Source organism: Burkholderia sp. YHN3-13 (genome assembly GCF_055810675.1).
The window spans coordinates 94,554-116,841 of the sequence record NZ_JBVVNQ010000001.1 but is presented as its reverse complement, the minus strand read 5'-3'; the positions used below and the strand labels follow the sequence as shown (position 1 = coordinate 116,841).

Below are 22,288 nucleotides of genomic sequence, written 5' to 3'. Positions count from 1 at the left end.
GGCGGTGCTTTGGAAGCGGCCGGCGTCGTACGACCGAGATGGGTCGACGCACGACACCCGTGGAATTCCTCGAACCAGAAAAAAGGCCCTTGCGGGCCTTCGATCGACGAGAAAGGGCGGCCGTTTAACGCGTCAGCGCCGTAAACCCTTCCAGCAACCGCTCGACGTCAGCCGCCTGAATCGCGCCCATCGTCGAGATCCGGAACAGTTCCTTCGACAGCCCGCCTTGCCCCGCGTAAATCACGAAGCCGCGCACCTTCAGCCCGTCGTGCAGCGCTTCGTACGTGACGCCTTGCGGCAGCCGATACGCGCGCAGCACGACCGACGACGCGCCTTCCGGCAGCACCAGCGGCATCCCGCGCGCAGCGAGCCCGGCCTGCGCCTGATCGGCGAGCGCCTTGTAATGCGCATGGCGCGCACGCCAGCCGCCGGCTTCATCAAATTCGCGCAGCGCCTCGACGAGCGCATAGTACGCATGCACGGACGGCGTAAACGGCGTGTTCCGCTGATCCTGCAGCTTCGCGAGACGGCCGAGATCGAGATAGTAAGTACGGCTTGCAGCCTTCGCGAGCGCGCGGCGTCGCACGATCACGAACGCCGCGCCAGGCACCCCGTGCAGGCACTTGTTCGCGGTCGCGGCAACCGCATCGATGTCGCCACCGGCGAAGTCGATCGCTTCCGCGCCGAAGCTGCTGACGCCGTCGACGAGCATCTTCACGCCGCGCGCGCGGCAGACTTCCGCGATCGCGCCGAGGTCGTTCAGGCGGCCCGTCGTCGTTTCGTGATGGATCACCGCGACGTGCGTGTAGCCGCCCGCGTCGAGGCGCGCGGCAATCTGCGCGGGATTCGGGGCCTGCATCCATTCATGCTTCAGCACGTCGTGCGCGATGCCGTACTGCGTCGCGATCTGCGTGATCCGCTCGCCGTACACGCCGTTCTCGATCACGAGCAGCTTGCCGTCCTGCGGCACGAGCGCCGCGATCATGCTTTCGACGGCCGCCGTGCCCGAGCCCGTCATCAGCACGGCCGTCCATTCGGCCGGGTCGAGTTCGTACGCGGCGACGAGGCGCGCACGCGCCTCATCCTGCAGATCGAAGAATTCGCTTTCGCGGTGGCACAGATCGGGTTGCAGCAGGCTGCGGCGCACGCGCTCGGTGAGCGTGACCGGGCCGGGGTTCAGCAGCAGCATCAATGGGCTCCTTCAACGTGTGCTTCGGTCTGCGTGGCGCCGATGTGCCGCATCAGACGGGTCTTGACCTCGACCGGCGTGACGGTCGGGCGGGGCAGGCCGTCGGGCACGCCCGTGCGGATCGCGACGCGCACGAACTGGGCGCCGTCGCCCGATGCGGCCAGCGTCGCATCAAGCACGTCGAGCGTGTCGCCTTCGAGCGCCGACGCATAGCCGCATGCGGCCGCGACGCCCGCGAACGACACATGCTGCGACACGGTTGCCTGGCCGCCCGTCGATTCGTGCGCGCCGTTGTCGAGCAGCACGTGCGTGAGGTTGGCCGGGCCGTAGGTGCCGAGCGTCGCGAACACGCCCATGCGCATCAGCGCGGCGCCGTCGCCGTCGACGGCGACCACGCGCAGGTCGGGGCGCGCGAGCGCGAGGCCGAGCGCGAGCGGCGTCACGCAGCCCATCGAGCCGACCATGTACAGCTGGTTCGGGCGATCGTCGAGCGCGTAGAGTTCGCGGCCGCAGAAGCCGGTCGACGCGAGCACGACGGTCGAATCGACCGGCGTGTGCGCGATCACGCGCCGCAGCGCGTCGTGACGGGTCGGCCATGCATCGGCCGACACGGCGCGCGACGGCGATTGCGCGGCGACATGCGCGCGCGGCTTGGCGGCCGGGTTCGCCTTCAGTTCATACGGCGCGACGCTGCCTTTCTGCATCACGAGCGCGTACGGGCGGCCCGTCGCGTCCATGTGCGCGATCGCGCGGTCGAGTGCCGGGCCGACCTGTTCGGGGTCGGTCGGGAACGTCTCCCACGGAATCTCCATCGTGTCGAGCATTGCGGGCGTGATCGGGCCCATCAGCGCATGCTGCGGCTCGTCGGCGACGCCCGGCTGGCCGCGCCACGTGACGATCAGCAGCTGCGGCAGGCGGAACGTCCAGGTCAGCGACGTGAGCGGGCTCACCGCGTTGCCGAGTCCCGAGTTCTGCATCATCGCGATCCCGCGCTTGCCGCCGAGCGTCGCGCCCGCGATCAGCGCGACCGCGTCGCCTTCGTTCGCGGCCGACACGTAGTTCAGCGTCGGGTCCTGCAGCACGTAGTTGATGAACGGCGTCAGGTACGAGCAGGGCACGCCCGCGTACCAGTCGAAGCCGCGCTCGCGCGCGGCCTCGACGAACTGGGCCGCTTCGATCATTGCGCGCCCCCGTTGCCGGCGCCCGGTTCTGACAGCGGCGTCTGGCCGTGCGCGAAGTCGCCCGCGCGGCGGAAGTCCTCGAGGTCGTTGACCCCGCGCCAGTGGCCGTGCACGTACTGCACCTCGATCTTCTCGCCGGCGGCGATCAGTTCGTTGAGCAGCGACGGAATGTCGAGCGTGTCGAAATCAGGGCGCGCCTGCAGCGTCGCGAGCATCGCCTTCAGGCGCTCGACACCGGCGCCGCGCACGTTCAGCAGGCCGATCCAGCGGCCGTGCGGCGTGCCCGCGGCAACGTCGCTCGACACGCGCTGCAGGTAGGTCTTCTGGCCGAACAGGCCGCGATCGTCGGCGGCCGAGCAGAGGGCGAAGTCGCGCACGCTCTGATTGGTCTCGGTGAGCGACGAATCGACCACCACGCTGAACTCGGCCTCGCTCTCCGCGAGGTCGCGCACGATGTAGCTGCGGAACAGCAGGTCGCCGTACGAGATCACGGTGTCGCCCGTCAGGCGTTCGGCCGCGCAGGCGAGCGACGCGAGCTCGCCGGTCTGCGCGTGGCGCTCGTTGACGACGAGCTTGATGCCCGACGTATCGACCGCATCGGCGCGATAGCCGCCAACCACTGTGATGTCGTTCACGCCGTGCGTCTTGAAGCCGTCGACGAGCCAGCGCAGCAGCGGCTTGCCGGCGACCGGCAGCATGACCTTCGGCTTGTCTTCGGTCACGGCTTCGAGGCCCTTGCCGCGGCTCGCGGCGAGCACGATCGCGGCATTCGACGCGCGCGACGACGACGACAGGTAGATACGCTCGGCCGCCGAGTACTCGTCGGCGTCCTGCAGGCGGAAGATCTCGTTGACCGATGCCACGCGGTCCTCGACGTTGATCAGCGTTTCGCTTTCGTGGATCTCGCGCGCGGTCGCCTGCATCGCGGATGCCGACGCGCGGATCAGATGATTCGCCCAGATCACGGTGCTGATGCCGGCCTGGCGGAACACGTCGGTCGGCGTGCTGTAGTACTTGGTCGGCACGATCACGAGCGGCGCCTTGCCGCTCCATTCGCGCGCGAACTGCAGGATCTCGTCCGGGCGCGACAGCTTGCTGTGGATCAGGATCGCGTCGGCGCCGGCTTCCGCATACGCGTTCGCGCGGCGCAGCGCCTCGTCCATGCCCCAGCCGGCGATCAGCGCCTCGACGCGCGCGACGATCGAGAAGTCGGGATCGGTCTGCGAATCCTTGCCGGCCTTGATCTTGCCGCAGAACTCGTCGATTTCCGCGAGCGGCTGGCGCTCGCCGCCGATGAAGCTGTTCGTCTTCGGGAACTGCTTGTCCTCGATGCACACGCCCGCGATGCCGCGCTGTTCGAGCTTCTTCACGAGGCGGCGCACGTTGTTGAAGTTGCCGTAGCCGGTGTCGCCGTCGAGCAGGATCGGCAGGTCGCTCGCGTCGGCCATGAATTCGAGCACGTCGACGACCTGCGTCCAGCTCGCTTCGTTGTTGTCGCGCACGCCGAACTGCGCGGAGATCGCGAGGCCCGACGCCCAGATCCCCTTGAAGCCGGCTTCGCGGACGATGCGCGCGGACAGGCCGTTGTGCGCTTCCATCAGGAATTCGAGGTCGCTGCTGACGAGCATGCGGCGCAGGCGCGCGCTGCGCGATTCGGTGAAGTTGGGTTCGCGTGCGTTCATCGTGCGGCTCCTGCGGTCGTGCGTTGAATCAGGGGGAGGATGTCTTGGGTCGCGCGGGCGACGTCGTTCGGGAAGTCGATCTCGATCCACGGCGAGCCGGTGACGTCGGCCACGTCGAACGAATGGCCGCCTTCGAGCAGCAGGTCGCGCACGGCTTCCTCGTGCGGCAGGTTCGCGCGGCCGCTGTCGACGTAGCCCGCGACGATCGTCGCGAGGCGGCGGGCGGTGCCTTCGGTGAAGCGGAAGAAGCCGACCGATTCGCCGATCGTGTCGTAGTCGAGGTCGACCGCGAGCTGCTTGCGCAGTTCGACCGGCACGCCGTTCTTCAGGCACAGCTTGACGGGCTCGTCGCCGGCCTCGAAGTCGCGGTCGATCAGCAGGCGGTCGACCGCCTGGTCGGCATCGGCCACCAGCGCATGCAGGATGTTCTCGTCGTACAGCACGTCCGCGTCCATCAGCAGCACGTCGCCGCCGCGCGTCATCGCATCGGCGACGGTATGCACGGTCAGCACGCTGCCGAGGTCGTAGCGGTCGTTGATCACGATCTCGGCCTGGCGGCCGAGGCGCTTCAGTTCCTGCTTGACCTTCTCGTGCTGAAAGCCGAGCCCGAGCACGATCTCGTCGACGCCCGCGGCGTCGAGTACGCGCAGATGGCGCTCGAGCAGCGACACGTCGTCGAAGCGCAGCAGGCACTTCGGGAACTGCGCTTCGGGCGGTTGTTGCAGGCGCAAGCCGAGGCCTGCCGCAAGAATGATGGCTCGCATGGGTTCTCCAACCAAAAAGCCGGCGATCTGAACGATCAGTCGGCGAGCGGCTGCGGCGCACGGCGCCGCTGCCAGTTTCTTTCACTGAAATGCAGATAGAGCAGCCCGGGCAGGCCGAGCGCGAGTTCGCGCGCGCGCTTCGCGAGCGACAGCGCGAGCGCCGCGTCGGGCGGCAGTCCGACCAGCGGGGCGAGCAGCAGGTAGCCGCCTTCCTGCGCACCGAGCGAGCCGGGGATCGCGAAGGCCGCGCCGCGGATCGCCTGGCCGACGCTTTCCAGCAGCAGCGCGTCGAGCCAGCTCACCGGGTGCCCGAGGAAGTGCAGGGCGAGCCACACTTCCGCGGTGCCGACGATCCAGCCGACGAGGCTCAGCGCGAACGTCTTCGCGACCTTCGCGCGATCGCGGTACAGCGCGCCGACCGCGTCGTCGATCGCATCGGCGCGCGTGGCCAGCGACGACCAGTCGCGCGGGCCGAGCAGCTTCGACGCGAGGCGCAGGCCGCGGCCGAACAGCCCGCGCCGCTGCGCCGCGTAGAACAGCAACGCAAGCGCGCCGAGCACGCCGGTCGCGATCAGCGCGGGCGTGCGCAGGTGCGCGACCGACTCGTGCGTCGCATACAGGCTGAATGCGGCGACGCCGATCAACGCGAAGGCCATTTGGGCAAGCGCCTGCATCGTCGTGCTGACGGTCACGGCCGCCGCCGCGTCGGCCATTCGCGTGCCGCGCTGCGCGAGGTGGCGCACCATCAGCACGGGGCCGCCGATCTGCCCGGCGGGCAGCAGGCTGTTGACCGATTCGCCGACCCAGCGCGCGCGCAGCGCGTTGCCGAGATCGGCACCGGGCTGCCCGCGGCGGAACATGGCGGAGATCGCCGTCGCATCGATCACGAGCGGCACGACATGGAACGCCGCGACGAGCGCGAGACCCCAGCCGGCCGCGAGGAACGTGGACGCGACCGCGCCGATGCCCTGCCAGGCAAGGAGTGCGATGAAGAGTGCGGTCCCGAGGGACAGCAGGATGAGGCCCGCGCGCGTCATGACCCGGTCGTGCGTCGCGTCGCCAGTTGCTTGAACACCTGGCGGAAACCGAAATACGCGATCGCGTCCTTCATGTTCGAGATGAAGCGCTTCCACGGCCGCATGCCGGGGTTCGTCACGTATTCGAACGTGAGCGACACGCGCATCTCGTTCTGGCCGAGCGGCGTGATGCGGTGACGCAGCTTGTCGCCGTCGAACAGCACGATGCCGCCGTCGGCGATCTGCACCGAGCCCGGTTCGTCGGCGACGTCCGGGTTGCGCGTGTGCAGCTCGTAGTCGAGCCGGCACGACGATTCGTCGATCACGCCGATCAGCAGCGTGTAGCGACGGCCATCGTAGTACGACGTGTCGTAATGCCAGCCGATGTGGTCGCCGGGCTTCGTGTAGTAATACAGCGCGTACGCGTGCGGATCGTCGTCCGGCGACAGCATCAGCTTGTCGCCCGTGACTTTCTCGAGGAAGCCGATCAGCGCCTTCGAGCGATAGAGCTCGGCGATGTACGGCGCCTGCTCGTCGATCGTATGACGGCTCACGCTGCCGCCCTGCTTGTGGCCGGGCAGGTAATTGCGGTTCAGGCCGGCCTGCATCGCGCGGGCGGCGCTCGCGAGTTTCGCGTGCGCGTCGGCGGGCAGGAACGTGTCGAGGTACAGGAACGAGCCCTGGCGCGTGTAGTCGCCGCGCAGGCGGTCGAGGTCGAGCCGGCCGACGCGGTCGGCCACGGTGCGATCGGGGTCGGCCGCGGCCGCGCGCACGGGCGCGGGGCGTGCCGGGCTCAGCACGGAGTCGTCGCGCGTGCTAGGAGTCATTTGGAAGCCTGGATTTCGGTTGAATTCTGCGGAGCGTTGCCACGGCGGACGATGCGCCACCAGTCGATCACGACCCATGCGGCGAACAGCGGGGCGCCGATCGATGCCGCGAGCAGGAACGGCTCGACGCCGTCGACGAGCGTCACGATCGGCAGCAGGTACAGCACGTCTTCGGTTTCGAAGCCGCCTGCGAACGCCTGCTTGGTGCCGGCCTTGCCGGCGATCGATTCGATCCGCATGCGCAGGAAGAAGATCAGCGCGACGGCCGCACCGGCCACCGCGCCCAGCAGCACCGGCGACGCGGCCATCTGGCCGCCCTGGGCGACGATGCCGAGCCCCATGCTGACGAACAGCGCGACCGTGACGAGCGCATCGGCCGCGAGATCGTAAAAATGACCGATCTTGCTGGACTTGCCGCTGATGCGCGCGAGTTCGCCGTCGGTGTGGTCGACGAAGTTCGACAGCACGATCAGGAACGCGCCGGCATTGCTCCAGCCGAAGCCGCCGTGCGCAAGGCACCAGGCACCGGCGAGGCCGATCAGCAGACGAAGGGTAGTCAGGTGATTCGGGGTGACCGGCGTATCGACGAGCGGTCGGACAAGCGAGCGCGCGAGCCGCGCATCCCAGGTGCGTGGCAGGGGGGGCTCGGCGCGTGTGGCGGTTTTTCTTTGGTCCATCGGCGAAATATATACGGAATTGTAATTTGTTGCTTTTTATTCGATCAATGTCCTGACATGCGGGAGTGTTACCGCGTCTTGCACGTATCGGCCGGCCGAAGCCGGATGCGCGACAGGGCGGCCGATCGGGACGGCAGGCGGCGTCGCCGGGCCCGTCTTCCAGTGTGGTTCGCGTCACGCCGCTGTCAAGGACGGGCGGGCCTCGCGGGCCGATGCGGCGGAGATTTTCGCGCGCGGCGGCGAGCCGTGCGCAGCGCATGCGACGTTGACGTGCGTCAGGTCCGGCAAAGCATCGTCGGGCGACAATCGGCCGCGCCGCGACTTCATCGGCCATTGCCGATGTCGGGCGGCGAATTGCAATGGAAATCCGCCGATTGATGCGCGACGGTTGGCGATCGTCGTCCGGCCATTCGCTCCGATGCTTTCGCGCACCTTTCGGGTGCATCGGGAGGCGCGGATCGACTGTCACAGAACGGTCGTTCGATACCCGGCATATTCGGTAAGGATCTTTTGCATCCAGCGGACATTTCGCGGCGACGGCCTCTGCGATACTCCGGCCATGCCTGTGGTGCCGGCCGCCCCGCGCGGCCCCAAGGGCTTCATGTCGCTCAGGAGACACCCCCCGCGACGTCAACGACAGACCCCAGCGTCAGAAACCTGCCATGTCTTCATCACGCATCCTCGCTCCCGCCCTGCGTTCGCTCGTCCGCACCGCCGACGAAGCCGCCGCGCTGATCCGTCCCGGCATGACCGTCGCCATGAGCGGCTTCACCGGTTCGGGCTATCCGAAGGCCGTCCCGGCCGCGCTTGCCGCCCATATCGACGCGGCGCACGCGCGCGGCGAGGACTTCCGGATCAACGTGCTGACCGGCGCGTCGACCGCGCCCGAACTCGACGGCGCGCTCGCCCGCACCGACGGCATCTCGATGCGGCTGCCTTACCAGTCCGACCCGACGCTGCGCGACAAGATCAACGGCGGCGAAGTCGATTACCAGGACGTCCACCTGAGCCACGTCGCGCAGTACGCGTGGTTCGGGCTGTACGGCGATCTCGACGTCGCGATCGTCGAGGTCGCGGGCATCCGCGAGGACGGGCTGCTGATCCCGTCCGCGTCGATCGGCAACAACAAGACCTGGCTCGAACGCGCGAAGCACGTGATCCTCGAGGTGAATGCGCGCCAGCCGCTCGGCCTCGACGGGATGCACGACATCTATTACGGCACCGCGCTGCCGCCGCATCGCAAGCCGATTCCGCTGACGAAGAGCGACGACCGCATCGGCGAGCCGTACCTGCGCTGCCCGGCCGACAAGATCGTCGCGATCGTCGAGACCGACGCGCCCGATCGCAGCAATGCGTTCTCCGCGCCGGACGCGACGTCGAAGCAGATCGCGCTGCAACTGATCGACTTCCTGCGCCACGAAGTGAAGCGCGGCCGCCTGCCGGAAAACCTGCTGCCGCTGCAGTCGGGCGTCGGCAACATCACGAACGCGGTGCTCGCGGAGCTCAGCTCGGCCGGCTTCTCGAACCTGACGGCCTATACCGAAGTGATCCAGGACGGCATGCTCGACCTGCTCGACGACGGCACGCTGAGCTTCGCGTCGGCCACCGCGTTGTCGCTGAGCCCGGCCGCCGTGCAGCGCTTCGCCGACGAAATCGCGACGTTCCGCGAAAAGATCGTGCTGCGCCCGCAGGAGATCAGCAACCATCCGGAGCTCGTGCGCCGCCTCGGCTGCATCGCGATGAACGGGATGATCGAGGCCGACATCTACGGCAACGTGAACTCGACGCACGTGATGGGCACGAAGATCCAGAACGGTATCGGCGGCTCGGGCGACTTCGCGCGCAACGGCTATCTGTCGTGCTTCATGTCGGCGAGCACCGCGAAGGGCGGCGCGATCTCGCGGATCGTGCCGATGGCGAGCCACGTCGACCATACCGAGCACGACGTCGCGGTGGTCGTCACCGAGCAGGGCCTGGCCGACCTGCGCGGCCTGTCGCCGAAGCAGCGCGCGCGCAAGATCATCGCGACCTGCGCGCATCCCGACTACCGGCCGATGCTCGAGGACTACTTCGAGCGCGCGTCGCGCGAGAGCTTCGGCAAGCACACGCCGCACCTGCTCGCCGAGGCGCTGTCGTGGCACGAGCGCTACGTGCGGACCGGCACGATGAAGGTCTGACGCGGCGTCGGACGGGCGCATGCGCGCCCGTCAGTCCATCGCCGCGTGCGCGACGTCGACGCTCGCCGTTTTCTGCGGCGGGCGGATCAGCAGCAACAGCGGGATCATCAGCAGCGTCGCCACGAACATCAGCTTGAAGTCGTTCAGGTAAGCGATCATCGCCGCCTGCTGGTTGATCGTGCGATCGAGCAGCGCGATGTCGAGGCGGCTGCCGGCCAGCGCCTGCACGGCCGGGTCGAACGGCGTGATGTGGGTCGCGAGGTCGGCATGCGCGACCTGCGTGTTGCGCGTCATCAGCGTCTGCACGATCGAGATGCCGATACTGCTGCCGATGTTGCGCATCAGGCTGTAGGTGGCCGTGCCGTCCGCGCGCAACTCCGGCGGCAGCGTCGAGAACGACAGCGCGCTCAGCGGCACGAACACGAGCCCCAGCCCGAAGCCCTGGACCACGCCCGGCCACACGATGTCCGATTCGGACAGCACGACCGTGTACTGCATCATCTGCCACAGCGCGAGCGCGGAAATCGCGAGCCCCGCGAGCAGCAGCATCCGTGCATCCACGTATTTCAGCAGCCTGCCGACGAGCAGCATCGCGATCATCGTGCCGGCGCCGCTCGGCGCGGTGACGAGGCCCGTCGTCGCGACCGGGTAGCCCATCAGGTTCTGCAGCATCGGCGGCAGCAGGGCGCGCGTCGCGTACAACACCGCGCCGACGACGAAGATGAACAGCGTACCCGTCGCGAAGTTCGGGTCGCGCAGCAGCTCCGACTTGAAGAACGATGCCTTGCCGACGGTCGCCGTATGCACGAGGAAGAACGCGAAGCTGAGCGCCGCGACGAGCGCCTCGATGCGGATCTCGTACGAACCGAACCAGTCGAGCTGTTCGCCGCGGTCGAGCATGGCCTGGAACGCGCCGATCGCGAGCGCCAGCGTCGCGAAGCCGAACGCATCGAATTTCACGTGCGGGCGCGGCGCGCGTGCCGGCAGGAAGGTCATCACGCCGGCGAGCGCGAACGCGCCGATCGGCACGTTGATGAAGAACACCCAGCGCCAGTTGTAGCTGTCGGTGAGCCAGCCGCCGAGCGTCGGACCGAGGATCGGGCCGACCATCACGCCCATCCCCCAGATCGCCATCGCCTGGCCTTGTTTCTCGCGCGGGTTGATGTCGAGCAGGATCGACTGCGACAGCGGCACCAGCGCGGCGCCGAACACGCCCTGCAGCAGCCGCGCGCCGACGATCTGCACGAGCGTCTCGGACAGCCCGCACAGCGCCGACGCCACCGTGAAACCCGCGATCGACACGATCAGCAGCCGCTTGACGCTCAACCGGTCGGACAGCCAGCCGGTGAGCGGCGTCGCGATCGCCGCGGCGACGATGTAGGAGGTCAGCACCCACGTGATTTCGTCCTGCGACGCGGACAGCGTGCCCTGCATGTGCGGCAGCGCGACGTTCGCGATCGTGCTGTCGAGGGTCTGGATCAGCGTGGCGAGCATGATCGACAGGGTCAGCATCGGCCGGTTCAGGGCGGTCGAGGCGGGGGCGTCGGCGGCGGGGTTCAAGCGGGTGTCTCCGTCGGGCGATCGCCGTGGGCGGCGATCCGGTATGGTTCAAATTATAAGCATGCTTATTATAAAGCAACTTATCGCTTGGGCGCGAGCCGCGGCCCGCCGGCGGCTTGACCCTATAATCGGCGGATGGACAAGACTTACGAGAACCGGATCGGTTACCTGATCGCCGACGTGGCTCGCCTGAACGGACGCCTGTTCGACCGGCGCGCGAAGCGCATCGGGCTGACGCGGGCACAAAGCCGCGTGCTCGCGTACCTGACGTGGAAGGGCGAGATGAACCAGGCGCGGCTGGCCGAATGGCTCGAGATCACGCCGATCTCGCTGACGCGCCTGCTCGACCGGATGGAAAGCTACGGCTGGATCGAACGCATCGCGAACGACGACGACCGCCGCGCGTTCGTGATCCGGTTGACCGACAAGGCGCGGGAGATCTTTCCGCAGATGCTCGAAGTGGGCGATACCGTCGCCGACGACGGGCTGCGCGGCTTCACGTCCGACGAGCGCGATACGCTGGTGCGGCTGCTCGGACGCGTGCGTCACAACCTGATCGATTGCGGCGGGGAGTGACGCGGGCGCCCGTTCGGGCGCACCGGCGGCCGGCTGAGCGAGCGCTACCCGGCGCGGCTCGTGTCATGCCGGGTGTTCAACGGACCGGCGCCGCGGGCGCGAATGCCGCGACCCAGGGACCCGCCCCGTACGATGGCCGTTGCGTGGCGCGGCGGAATGCGGGGCGGTTTCATGGCGTTTCAGGCTTGCGTTCGCGTAGTCGAGTCACTATCTTGCAACTTCAAGTTCACTTGAGGTCAAGCATGAGCCGTCTGGACATTGCCGAGGTGGCGCGGCGCTCGGGATTGCCCGCGTCGACGCTGCGCTACTACGAGGAAAAAGGGTTGATCGTTCCGGTCGGCCGGCACGGGCTGCGGCGGCAATACGACGAATCGGTGCTGGAGCGTCTGGCACTGATCGCGCTTGGCCGCGAGGCCGGTTTCTCGCTCGACGACATCCTCGCGATGGTCGGCACGGACGGCCAACCCGCGATCGATCGCGCGAAGCTCGACGGCAAGGCCGACGAACTCGACCGCACGATCCGCCGTCTCGGCGCCGTGCGCGACATGCTGCGGCACGCGGCCGTGTGCCCGGCGCCGAGCCACCTCGAATGTCCGTCGTTCCGGAAGCTGCTGCGCATCGCCGCGCATCGTCATCCGGCGCGTCGCACGAAGACGGACGGTGCGTAGGCCGTGAGCGCGCGCGATGCGCGGGTGGCAGTCGCAGTCCGGCGAAAGTCGAAAACGAACACGGAAAACAACGGGGTTGCCGCGTGTCGATATTGCTCGTGCCATTGCTTGTGCTTTATGTGCTTCCGGCCGCGTATGCGGCATCGAAGGTCGGGCCGCATTACGGGTTTCTCGCGGGTTGCGCGACGATGGCGGGGGTGCTGGCGGCGCAGACCATGCTGCTGACGTGGGGCGCCGCGGCGGTGAAACGGCGGCGTGGGGCCGGCGGGCAGCCTGGGGCGACCGTGCCGGCCGAACCCGCCGATGGCCGCGAGGCCGAGCCCGAAGACGAGGCGGGCGACGCGCCCGGCGTGCAGCTTCGATACGGCGAGCATGCGCGATTCAAGCAACTGGTTCTGATTGCCGGCGCCGCGCACAGCGGCGTCGCGCGTCGTTTCTACGACAAGGCGAAGCAGGCGATCGAAGCGTTCGTGGAAGTCGAGGCGGGGCGCGACGGTTCGGGCGCGGCGATGGTGCGGGCGGCCGACCTGGCGCCGGCGGACGGCCTGTCGCCGCCGGCGGACGAAACGCTGACCGTGTTCGTGTCGGACGACGGCGCGTGGTCGGGGTTTCGCGTGGGCGACGACAGCTTCCGGTTTCGCCACGGTGCGATCACGGGGCTGCGACTCACGATGGTGATGCCGGTTCGCTGGAACGGCGACTACATGGTGACGTTCCGGTTCGACGTGCCGAAACGGGGAGCGGTCGGCGCATACGTCACGCATTCGACGTGGTTCGATCTCGGCGTGGCACATGCCGAACGCCGGTCACGCGCGCTCGTCCGTGCCTGTCGCGAGATCGCGTCCGTGCTCGACGTGGCGTTCGACGTCGACGAAACCTCGGACGACTGACTCATCCCGCGTAATACACGCGGCATTCCATCTCGCGTCCGCGCACGATGCGCTTGCCGACGAGCGAGCCGTACGTTTCGGTGAAGACGGTGCGCTGGTGCTCGCGCTGCACGGCGTCGTAGAAATAGAGCGAGACCCAGTCCGTCGGGCGGTCGGCCTCCGGCGTGCGCATCGCGGCATGCAGGCTCAGCGCGGTAAAATGCCAGCCGCCCTTGGTCATGTGCATCACCGGCGGCGGCACATAGCCGTCCGCGTTCAGGCGCCGGTGCGCGAGCGTCGGCAGCATGCCGGCGGCCGCCTTGTGGCGGTACTGACGGTCGATGTAGAGCAGCAGTTCGACGGGCGGCTCCGTGCCGGGGCCGGCATGTTGCATGTGACCCTGCCAGCGCCGGCGCCGGCTCAGCACGTCGTCGAGCGCGGTGCGGATGCCGGCCGCGCGCCGCGGGCCGACCCCCGCGATCGTTTCGAGCTGGCCGTTGCGAGCCGCGCGTTCGAGTTCCTCGAGCGTATCGATGTGCAGCAGGTCGTGGATGCGCAGCGCGAGCGCATGGCCGATGCCCGGCACGGCTTCGAACGCGGACGCGCGCTGGGCGTCGCCGCACAGCCGGTCGAGCTGGCGCCAGCGGCCCGTCACCAGCAACTCGGCGATCGCCTGCGCGACGCCCGTGCCGATTTCGGGCAGCGCGCCGAGCGCGTCGATGCCGCCGGATTCGAACACGGTGCGGATATCGCGGTCGAGCGCCTCGACCGTCTCGGCCGACGCGCGGTAGGCGGCGACCCGGTAAGGATTCGCGCCCTGGTCGGCCAGCCGCTGCGCGGCCTCGCGCAGGCAGGTCGCGATGTGGCGGTTTTCCTCGAACGTTTGGCTGGCGGTCGTCTGCATGGCGAGGGACCTGGGGAAGCGCAAACGGAATGGACGCGGCGAACGATGCGCCGGTCGGCCTTTTCCACCATTGTCGCGGCACGCGACGAAGAAAACTTGATGCACGTCAATGGCAAACGTAGCACATGCGCGAAGCGCACGGTCGTGCCGGTTGGCGTCACGACCGTGCGGCGCGGGTGCGCTTACGCTTACGCGTCGAGGAACGACTGCGCGTTCTCGGCCTCGGCTGCCGTGCGCAGCGCGGCGAGCGCCCGTTTCTCGATCTGCCGCACGCGTTCGCGCGACATGCCCGCGTCCTGCGCGATCGCGTCGTACGTATCGGGCTCGGCGCCGCCGAGGCCGAACCGCCGGCTCAGCACGTCGGCCTCGGCCGGCGTGACCGACTGGAGCAGCGACCGCACGCAGTCGCGCATGCGGGTGTCGGCCAGTCGCTCGAACGGGCTGGCCGAGGTTTGATCCTCGATCAGTTCCACGAGCCCGGTGTCCGCGTCGGGCAGCGGCGTGTCGAGCGACACCGGTTCGGCCGGCAGGGCGAGCACCGCGCGCAGTTTGTCCTCGGCCAGGCCGGTTTCGGCCGCGAGCTCGGCAGGCGTCGCCCGCCGGCCCGTGCGCTGGCGAAAGCGCAGCGCATGCCGCTGCACGCGCTGGTACTGGTCGCCGACGTGTACCGGCACGCGGATCGTGCGCGAGCGATCGGCAACGGCACGCGTGATCGCCTGACGAATCCACCAGGTCGCATAGGTCGAGAACTTGAACCCGCGCCGGTATTCGAACTTCTCGATCGCGCGCATCAGGCCGAGACAACCGTCCTGCACGAGATCGGACAGGTCGACGCCGCGGTTCATGTGCTTGCGCGCGATCGACAGCACGAGCCGCAGGTTTGCCTCGAGCATCGCGCGCGTCGCGTCGCGCACTTTCTGCTGGCCGTCGCGCAGCGCGGCCCCCAATGCCCGCCGCGCGACCGCGTCGAAGCGGGCGGCTTCGCCCGTCGCGGCGTCGTGCGGCGCGGTCGCGAGCGCGTGCACGGCGCGGCTGGCGTCGTCGATGGCCGGGGCCGCCCATGGCAGCGAACCGAGCAGGGCGGCCATGGCGTTGCGCGCGTCGCGATAGGCGTCGGAACGGAAGCCGTGCGTGTGCAACGCGTCGCGCAACGTCGAGACGGCTGCCTGCAGCACGTCGTAGCGGGCGGGTTCGGACGTGTCGCCGTCTTCGTCGTCAGCCGTGCCGGTGGCGGCGGCCGCACCCGTTGCCCGGTGACGCGCAAGCAGCGCGTCGACCGCCGCCGGATACCCCGCGATCGCGTGCAGCACCTGATGGCGCCCCGTCTCGATTTCGCGGGCGAGCACGATTTCGCCTTCGCGCGTCAGCAGCGGCACCGCCTGCATGCGCCGCATGTAGAGCGCGAGCGGATCGGTCGACGCACTCGTGCCGCGTGCGAGTTCGCCGAGCATGGCCCGGCCTTCGTCGAGCGTGTCGCGATCGACGTCGACCGGCGCCGCGGCGGCGAACGGTGCGGGCGCGGCCGGCTCGTCGAGCACGGCGATGCCGATGTCGGCAAGCGCGGCGCGCACGACGTCGAGCGCATCGGGGCTGTCGCTTTCGGGCGGCAGCGCGTCGACGAGGTCGGCGTGTGTCAGATAACCCTGTTCGCCGGCAAGCGCCAGCAACTGGATGATCGGATCGAGCGGTGTGTCCGCCCGGGAAGTGGGGCGTGGCGTAGTCATGTCGATGGCGGCGCGAGCCGCGTTCCTGTCGGGGCGGGCCGAAGCTCGCCGGTTTGCGGTGGCCGGTTGCTCGCGAACGCTCGTCCGCGCCGGTCAGCCTGACATCGTTCAAGTTGAGGGCATTTGCGCCAACTTCAACGTGGGCGCCGCGGACGAGCAGCACACCGCGTGCCCGCGCCATCCGGGCCAGGAAACAAAAAGTAACCGATCATACGCGCGGAAATCTGCAGGGGACGTAAGCTAGAGTCAGGCGCGCGCCCGGCGGCGGCGCGCGGATTCTGCCGGAGCACGAGATGAACCCGATTCCCGCCGCGAGGCCTGCCGTCATCGCGCTGGCCGCGCTGACGCTCGGCGGCTGCTACTACACGAGCCCGTACGGTTATGCGCCTTATTACGCACCGGCGCCCGCGACGGTGTCACAGCGTGAAATTCCGGTTGCGCCGGCCACGCCCGGTCCGGCCCCTTCCACGGTACCAGCCACCCCGGACTACGTCGAAGCGCCGGCGCCGGTATATGTCGCGCCGGCCTATGTGCCGGCGCCGTATCCATACTACGCCCCCGCGTATTACCCGGGCTGGTACGGGCCACCCGTCACGATCGGCTTCTGGGGCCGCTGGGGCGGCGGCGGATACTGGGGCGGGCGCGGCGGCTACTGGCATCGTCCGTGGGGCGGCGGGCATTGGGGTGGCGGCCACTGGGGCGGCGGCCATCGGCACTGATCGGCATCGGCCGGCGCGCGGCGGCACCGCGCGGGAGAGCATCATGAGAAACACGTTTGTCCGCAGCCTGTGTGTCGTCCTGGTGGGCCTGGCGGCCGCGCCGGGCATGGCCGACGCGCAGAGCAGCGCTTACACGAATTCGCCGGCCGAGCTGTTTGCCGGGCCGGCGCCCGATTATCCGGTGGTCGCGCAGATCCCGCCCGATACCGCGCTGGACGTATTCGGCTGCCTGAGCGATTACTCGTGGTGCGACGTCGCGCTGCCGGGCGTGCGCGGCTGGATCGATGCGCAGTTGCTCGAATATCCGTACCAGGGCAGCTACGTACCGTTGCTCGAATACGGCGCGATCATCGGGGTCCCGGTGACGGGATTCGCGATCGCCGCGTACTGGGATCGCTATTACCGGCACCGGCCGTGGTACCACGACCGCGATCGCTGGGCGCATCGTCCGGAGCCGCGGCTCGGCCCCGGCGGCATGCCGCCGGGACAAGGCCGTCCGCAGCCGGGCGGGCCGATGCAGGGTGCGCCGGGCGGCCCGCCGCCCGTGCACGACGCGCGGCCGTCGGCCGCACGCGGCGGCTGGAACGGCGCGATTCGCACACCGCCACCGGCAGCGCCGGCGCCTTCACCGATGCCGGGAGGCGCGGGCAACGCGCGTCCCGCCAACCCGCCGCCGGCCGTGGTGCGCCCGCAGCCCGCGCCGGGTGGCGAGGCGCGGCCGATGCCGCCGCCGGTGCGCCAGGGAGGCGGGGGCGGCGGCGGTTACGCGCGGCCTCAAGGCGGCGGAAACGGTGGCGGTAACCACGGCGGCGGAGGCGGTGGCGGCCCCGAGGAATTCCGTCATTGACGTCGCCGGCGCCGCGGATCTCCCCGTGCGCCGGACGAAAAAAAGCCGCTCCGGAGAGCGGCTTTCGATTCGGGCTTGCGGTCGGTTGCGTGGCCGGCAGCCGATCGCCGGCATGCGCCCTTTGCGTCAGTCGTCGAGCAGCGACAGGTCGCGCACGGCGCCCTTGTCGGCCGACATGACCAGTTTCGCGTACGCCTTCAGTGCGGCGGACACCTTGCGCGGACGCGGCTGCGCCGGCTTCCAGCCCTTCGCGTTCTGCTCCGCGCGGCGGCGCGCCAGTTCCTCGTCCGACACCAGCACGTTGATCGTGCGGTTCGGGATGTCGATGCGGATCTTGTCGCCGTCGCGCACGAGGCCGATCGCGCCGCCTGCTGCCGCTTCCGGCGAGCAGTGACCGATCGACAGGCCCGACGTACCGCCCGAGAAGCGGCCGTCCGTCAGCAGCGCGCAGGCCTTGCCGAGGCCCTTCGACTTGATGTAGCTGGTCGGGTAGAGCATTTCCTGCATGCCGGGGCCGCCCTTCGGGCCTTCGTAGCGCACGATCACCACGTCGCCGGCCTTGACCTTGTCGTTCAGGATGTTTTCGACTGCCTCATCCTGCGATTCGGTCACATGCGCCGTGCCTTCGAACACGAGGATGCTCTCGTCGACGCCGGCCGTCTTCACCACGCAGCCGTCGAGTGCGATGTTGCCCGTCAATACGGCGAGGCCGCCTTCCTTCGAGAACGCATGCTCGTACGAGCGGATGCAGCCTTCGGCCCGATCGAGGTCGAGGCTCGGCCAGCGCGTGTTCTGGCTGAACGCGACCTGCGTCGGGATGCCGGCCGGGCCGGCCTGGTAGAACGTGCGGACCGCTTCGTCCTGCGTGCGGACGATGTCCCACTGGTCGAGCGCGTCCTTCAGCGTCGGCGCGTGGATGGTCGGCACGTCGGTGTGCAGCTTGCCGGCGCGGTCGAGCTCGCCGAGGATCGCCATGATGCCGCCGGCGCGATGCACGTCCTCGATGTGGTACTTGTTCGTGTTCGGCGCGACCTTGCACAGCTGCGGCACGACGCGCGACAGGCGGTCGATGTCCTTCATCGTGAAGTCGATGCCGGCTTCCTGCGCGATCGCCAGCAGGTGCAGGATCGTGTTGGTCGAGCCGCCCATCGCGATGTCGAGCGTCATCGCGTTTTCGAACGCCTTGAAGCCGACCGAGCGCGGCAGCACGCGTTCGTCGTCCTGCTCGTAGTGCTGGCGCGTCAGTTCGACGATGCGGCGGCCGGCACGCTTGAACAGCTGTTCGCGATCGGCGTGCGTGGCCACCACGGTGCCGTTGCCGGGCAGCGACAGGCCGAGCGCTTCGGTCAGGCAGTTCATCGAGTTCGCGGTGAACATGCCCGAGCACGAACCGCAGGTCGGGCAGGCCGAGCGTTCGACTTCGGCGACTTCGGCGTCGGAATACGACGGATCGACCGCGATCACCATCGCGTCGACGAGGTCGAGCTTCTTCACTTCGATGGCCTTGGTGACCGGGTTCGCGAGACGCGTCTTGCCGGCTTCCATCGGGCCGCCCGACACGAAGATCACCGGAATGTTCAGGCGCATCGCGGCCATCAGCATCCCCGGGGTGATCTTGTCGCAGTTCGAGATGCACACCATTGCGTCCGCGCAGTGCGCGTTCACCATGTACTCGACCGAGTCGGCGATGATGTCGCGGCTCGGCAGCGAATACAGCATGCCGTCGTGGCCCATCGCGATGCCGTCGTCGACCGCGATCGTGTTGAATTCCTTCGCGACGCCGCCGGCGGCTTCGATCTCGCGCGCGACGAGCTGGCCGAGATCCTTCAGGTGCACGTGCCCGGGCACGAACTGCGTGAACGAGTTGACGACCGCGATGATCGGCTTCGAGAAATCGTCGTCTTTCATGCCGGTGGCGCGCCACAGCGAGCGCGCACCTGCCATGTTGCGGCCGGCGGTGGAGGTTTTGGAACGGTAAGTGGGCATTGTGGTTGCTGAAGAAAGATCGCGGGAAAAGGGTGGAGGCACGGGAATAAAGGCCTCTCGCGCGCCCGTGCGAACAACCTCTTGAGCTGCGCCCTGGGCAAACCCGTCGATTATCCCACAGCCGCCGCGGGCGTGGCGGCCATGAGCCGGCGACGGGCCGGTGCCGCGCGACGGGCGGGGCGGCGGCGTGCTGCCCGCCTGGCCGGTTCGGGAAGCGGCGCAGACGCCTGCGCGTCGACGACGAATGCGCGCCGCCCCCGTGCCCGGGCGTCAGTCGAGCAGCGTCAGGATCTCGTCGTACAGTGCCTTCGGAACCCGCACGCCGTTCGCGATGCTGCGCGCGCGGGCGTCGAAGCGCCGCTGCGACGGCAGCCGCGCACCCTGCGCGACGATCGACTCGAACATCCGTTCGCCGCGTGCGAGCCCCGCGTCGAGATCGTCGCCGAGGAACACCTTCGGGTCGAACGCGATCACGAGCTCGCCGTGGCACGGCGTCGCGCCGACGCCTTCGTCGAAATCCATCGATTCGCGGCTCGTCATGTCGCCGATCAGCGCGCCGCCGAGCAATTCGACCATCGCCGCGAGCGCCGAGCCCTTGTGGCCGCCGAAGGTGCGCATCGCGCCCTGCAGCGCGGCCTTCGGATCGGTGGTCGGCCGGCCGGCGGCGTCGATCGCCCAGTGCGACGGAATCGCCTTGCCCTGCTTGGCGTGCAGCTCGATGTCGCCGCGCGCGATCGCGCTCGTCGCGAAATCGAACACGAACGGCTCGCCGCCCGGGCGCGGCCACGCGAACGCGATCGGATTGGTGCCGAACACGGGTTCGCGGCCGCCTTCCGGTGCGACCCAGCTATGGCTCGGGTTCATCGCGATGCCGACCAGCCCTTCGGCCGCGATCGCCTCGACTTCGGGCCACAGCGCCGAGAAGTGGTAGCAGTGGTTGATCGTCATCGCGGCGATCCCGTGCTGCTTCGCCATCTCGACGAGCACCGGCAGCCCGGTTTCGAAGCTCAGCAGCGAGAAGCCGCGATGCGCGTCGACGGAGACGATCGACGACGACAGCTTGCGCAGCGTCGGCACGGCTTGCGGATCGACCTTGCCCTTTTTCAGCGAGCGCACGCAGACGAGCAGCCGGTACACGCCGTGCGAATGGCACTCGTCGCGCTGGCCTTGCGTGATCACGCTGGCGATGGCCCGCGCATGCGCGTCGGACATCCCGTGGTGCGTCAGCACGCGCAGCGCGAGCGCATGGACTTCAGCGAGCGACAGGACGACTTCGGCGGTTTGCTCAGTCATGATTCACCTCGCGCGGCGCGGGCACGCCGTCGATGCGCTGCGGCACGTGCAGCGGATTGCCGTCGCGCAGCGCGTCCGGCAGCAGCGCATCCGGCACGTCCTGGTACGACACCGGGCGCAGGAAGCGCTCGATCGCGCGTGCGCCGACGGACGTCGTGCGCGTGTCGGACGTCGCCGGGAACGGGCCGCCGTGCACCATCGCGTGGCCGACCTCGACGCCCGTGCCGAAGCCGTTGACGAGAATGCGGCCGGCCTTGCGTTCGAGCGTCGGGCGCAGCGCGGCGAACAGCGCCGCGTCGCCGTCGGCCAGGTGCGCGGCGATCGTCAATTGGCCTTCGAGCGACTTCAGCACGCGATGCAGCGTATCGGCATCCGCGCAGCGGACGATCAGCGATGCGGGACCGAACACTTCGTCGCGCAGTTCAGGGTGCGCGATGAACGCGCCGGCCGAGGTCGCGAACAGCGCCGCACGGGCCTGATGGCGGCCGCCTTCCACGCCTTCGGCCAGCAGCTCGACCGCATCGTGATGGCGTAGCGCCGCGACGCCTTGCGCATAGCTCGCATGAATGGGCGGCGTCAGCATCGTCTGTGCGGCCGCCGTGCGCACGGCATCGGCCGCCGCGGCTTCGAACGCGCGCAGCGCGGGGCCGTCGACGGCGAGCACCAGGCCGGGGTTCGTGCAGAACTGGCCGGCGCCGAGCGTGAGCGATGCGACGAATTGCGGCGCGATCGTTTCGTGGCGCGCCTCGAGCGCGGCGGGGCACAGCAGCACGGGATTGATCGAGCTCATTTCCGCATAGACCGGAATCGGCTCGGGGCGCGCGGCCGCGATATGCATCAGCGCGACGCCGCCGCGGCGCGAGCCGGTGAAGCCGACGGCCTTGATGCGCGGATCGGCGACGAGCGCCTGGCCGATCTCGCGCGATGCGTCGAACAGCAGCGAGAACACGCCGGCCGGCATCCCGCATTCGCGGGCGGCCTGCTGGATCGCGCGGCCAACGCGTTCCGACGTGCCCGGATGCGCGGAATGGGCCTTCACGATCACCGGGCAGCCGGCCGCGAGCGCCGACGCCGTATCCCCGCCGGCGACCGAGAACGCGAGCGGGAAGTTCGACGCGCCGAACACGGCGACGGGCCCCACCGCGACGTTGCGCAGCCGCAGGTCGACACGCGGCAGCGGCTTGCGCTCGGGGCGCGCCGGATCGATCCGCGCGTCGAGAAACCCGCCGTCGCGCACGAGCGACGCGAACAGCGCGAGCTGGCCGACCGTGCGGCCGCGTTCGCCTTCGACGCGCGCGCGCGGCAGCCCCGTCTCGATGACGCAACGCTCGATCAGGTCGTCGCCGAGCGCCATGATGTGGCGGCCGATCGCGTCGAGAAACGCGGCGCGGGCATCGAGCGACGTTTCGCGATAGATGTCGAACGCGTCGTCGGCGAGTGCGCAGGCCGTCTCCAGGTCGTGCAGGCTCGCGCCGCCGAAAGCCGGTTCGAGCGGTTCGCCGGTGGCGGCGGCGATCGCGTGGAGGGTGCCGTTCTGTCCGGTGACGGCGGACTGGCCGATCAGCAGTTGACCTGTGAGTTGCATGGTTTTCCTCGGAAAAAAGCAGGGGCCGGGCGTGGTGCGCCCGG

General features: G+C 69.1%; 19 protein-coding genes. 6 read left to right on the top strand and 13 right to left on the bottom strand.

Annotated features, from left to right (window positions below; all coding sequences use genetic code 11):
- Window positions 1-124 precede the first annotated feature (124 nt).
- Genes AC0KUR_RS00510 through AC0KUR_RS00480 form a run of 7 tightly spaced genes read right to left on the bottom strand, consistent with a single transcriptional unit; the run spans window position 125 to window position 7,336 of the window.
- Window positions 125-1,189: a 2-aminoethylphosphonate aminotransferase gene (locus AC0KUR_RS00510; RefSeq protein WP_473375176.1), complete on the bottom strand. Its 1,065-nt coding sequence runs from the start codon at window positions 1,187-1,189 to the stop codon at window positions 125-127.
- Window positions 1,189-2,370 carry a phosphonopyruvate decarboxylase gene (gene aepY, locus AC0KUR_RS00505; protein WP_473375175.1) on the bottom strand — a complete coding sequence of 394 codons (1,182 nt, stop codon included), beginning with the start codon at window positions 2,368-2,370 and terminating at the stop codon, window positions 1,189-1,191. Before aepY ends, AC0KUR_RS00510 begins: the two co-directional genes overlap by 1 nt.
- Window positions 2,367-4,052 (bottom strand): phosphoenolpyruvate mutase, encoded by a 1,686-nt coding sequence (gene aepX / locus AC0KUR_RS00500; RefSeq protein WP_473375174.1) that lies wholly within the window; start codon window positions 4,050-4,052, stop codon window positions 2,367-2,369. The genes aepY and aepX overlap by 4 nt, the downstream gene beginning before the upstream one ends.
- Window positions 4,049-4,816: a phosphocholine cytidylyltransferase family protein gene (locus AC0KUR_RS00495; protein WP_473375173.1), complete on the bottom strand. Its 768-nt coding sequence runs from the start codon at window positions 4,814-4,816 to the stop codon at window positions 4,049-4,051. Before AC0KUR_RS00495 ends, aepX begins: the two co-directional genes overlap by 4 nt.
- Before the next feature lie 35 nt (window positions 4,817-4,851).
- Complete coding sequence (locus tag AC0KUR_RS00490; protein WP_034191626.1) at window positions 4,852-5,853, bottom strand: HpnL family protein; 1,002 nt, start codon at window positions 5,851-5,853, stop codon at window positions 4,852-4,854.
- Entirely contained in the window at window positions 5,850-6,659 is an 810-nt protein-coding gene (locus AC0KUR_RS00485) for a HalD/BesD family halogenase (RefSeq protein WP_034191625.1), read from the bottom strand. Before AC0KUR_RS00485 ends, AC0KUR_RS00490 begins: the two co-directional genes overlap by 4 nt.
- Window positions 6,656-7,336: a CDP-alcohol phosphatidyltransferase family protein gene (locus tag AC0KUR_RS00480; protein ID WP_034191624.1), complete on the bottom strand. Its 681-nt coding sequence runs from the start codon at window positions 7,334-7,336 to the stop codon at window positions 6,656-6,658. Before AC0KUR_RS00480 ends, AC0KUR_RS00485 begins: the two co-directional genes overlap by 4 nt.
- A 662-nt stretch (window positions 7,337-7,998) precedes the next feature.
- Between AC0KUR_RS00480 and AC0KUR_RS00475 the strand changes: the two genes are divergently transcribed.
- Window positions 7,999-9,513: an acetyl-CoA hydrolase/transferase family protein gene (locus tag AC0KUR_RS00475; RefSeq protein WP_059556415.1), complete on the top strand. Its 1,515-nt coding sequence runs from the start codon at window positions 7,999-8,001 to the stop codon at window positions 9,511-9,513.
- Window positions 9,514-9,543: 30 nt separating this feature from the next.
- Here AC0KUR_RS00475 and AC0KUR_RS00470 read toward each other — a convergent pair whose 3' ends face one another.
- Complete coding sequence (locus AC0KUR_RS00470) at window positions 9,544-11,073, bottom strand: DHA2 family efflux MFS transporter permease subunit (RefSeq protein WP_473375172.1); 1,530 nt, start codon at window positions 11,071-11,073, stop codon at window positions 9,544-9,546.
- A 135-nt stretch (window positions 11,074-11,208) separates the two neighbouring features.
- Here AC0KUR_RS00470 and AC0KUR_RS00465 point away from each other — a divergent pair, with 135 nt between their 5' ends.
- From AC0KUR_RS00465 to AC0KUR_RS00455, 3 genes are all read left to right on the top strand, one after another.
- A complete protein-coding gene (locus AC0KUR_RS00465) occupies window positions 11,209-11,649 on the top strand; it encodes a MarR family winged helix-turn-helix transcriptional regulator (protein WP_034191621.1) in 441 nt (146 codons plus the stop codon).
- A gap of 242 nt (window positions 11,650-11,891) precedes the next feature.
- On the top strand, window positions 11,892-12,317 hold the full coding sequence (locus tag AC0KUR_RS00460; RefSeq protein ID WP_049029977.1) for a helix-turn-helix domain-containing protein: 426 nt from the start codon (window positions 11,892-11,894) through the stop codon (window positions 12,315-12,317).
- 98 nt (window positions 12,318-12,415) lie between these two features.
- Window positions 12,416-13,207: a hypothetical protein gene (locus AC0KUR_RS00455; protein ID WP_200087505.1), complete on the top strand. Its 792-nt coding sequence runs from the start codon at window positions 12,416-12,418 to the stop codon at window positions 13,205-13,207.
- A gap of 1 nt (window position 13,208) precedes the next feature.
- Here the strand turns inward: AC0KUR_RS00455 and AC0KUR_RS00450 are convergent, their stop codons facing one another.
- Complete coding sequence (locus AC0KUR_RS00450) at window positions 13,209-14,090, bottom strand: helix-hairpin-helix domain-containing protein (protein ID WP_069705274.1); 882 nt, start codon at window positions 14,088-14,090, stop codon at window positions 13,209-13,211.
- A 188-nt stretch (window positions 14,091-14,278) separates the two neighbouring features.
- Window positions 14,279-15,814, bottom strand: a complete 1,536-nt coding sequence (locus AC0KUR_RS00445) for a sigma-70 family RNA polymerase sigma factor (protein ID WP_473375171.1) — start codon at window positions 15,812-15,814, stop codon at window positions 14,279-14,281.
- 293 nt (window positions 15,815-16,107) lie between these two features.
- Between AC0KUR_RS00445 and AC0KUR_RS00440 the strand changes: the two genes are divergently transcribed.
- Both AC0KUR_RS00440 and AC0KUR_RS00435 read left to right on the top strand, forming a co-directional pair.
- Window positions 16,108-16,533: a hypothetical protein gene (locus tag AC0KUR_RS00440; protein WP_034191617.1), complete on the top strand. Its 426-nt coding sequence runs from the start codon at window positions 16,108-16,110 to the stop codon at window positions 16,531-16,533.
- A gap of 43 nt (window positions 16,534-16,576) precedes the next feature.
- Complete coding sequence (locus AC0KUR_RS00435) at window positions 16,577-17,380, top strand: SH3 domain-containing protein (RefSeq protein WP_200087502.1); 804 nt, start codon at window positions 16,577-16,579, stop codon at window positions 17,378-17,380.
- A 126-nt stretch (window positions 17,381-17,506) separates the two neighbouring features.
- Here the strand turns inward: AC0KUR_RS00435 and ilvD are convergent, their stop codons facing one another.
- The 3 genes from ilvD to AC0KUR_RS00420 all read right to left on the bottom strand — a co-directional run bounded on the left by ilvD (window position 17,507) and on the right by AC0KUR_RS00420 (window position 22,244).
- Window positions 17,507-19,366, bottom strand: a complete 1,860-nt coding sequence (ilvD, locus tag AC0KUR_RS00430) for a dihydroxy-acid dehydratase (RefSeq protein ID WP_059556420.1) — start codon at window positions 19,364-19,366, stop codon at window positions 17,507-17,509.
- Between the two features lie 270 nt (window positions 19,367-19,636).
- Entirely contained in the window at window positions 19,637-20,659 is a 1,023-nt protein-coding gene (locus AC0KUR_RS00425; RefSeq protein WP_473375170.1) for an Ldh family oxidoreductase, read from the bottom strand.
- Window positions 20,652-22,244: an aldehyde dehydrogenase (NADP(+)) gene (locus AC0KUR_RS00420; RefSeq protein WP_473375169.1), complete on the bottom strand. Its 1,593-nt coding sequence runs from the start codon at window positions 22,242-22,244 to the stop codon at window positions 20,652-20,654. The genes AC0KUR_RS00425 and AC0KUR_RS00420 overlap by 8 nt, the downstream gene beginning before the upstream one ends.
- Window positions 22,245-22,288: the final 44 nt, after the last annotated feature.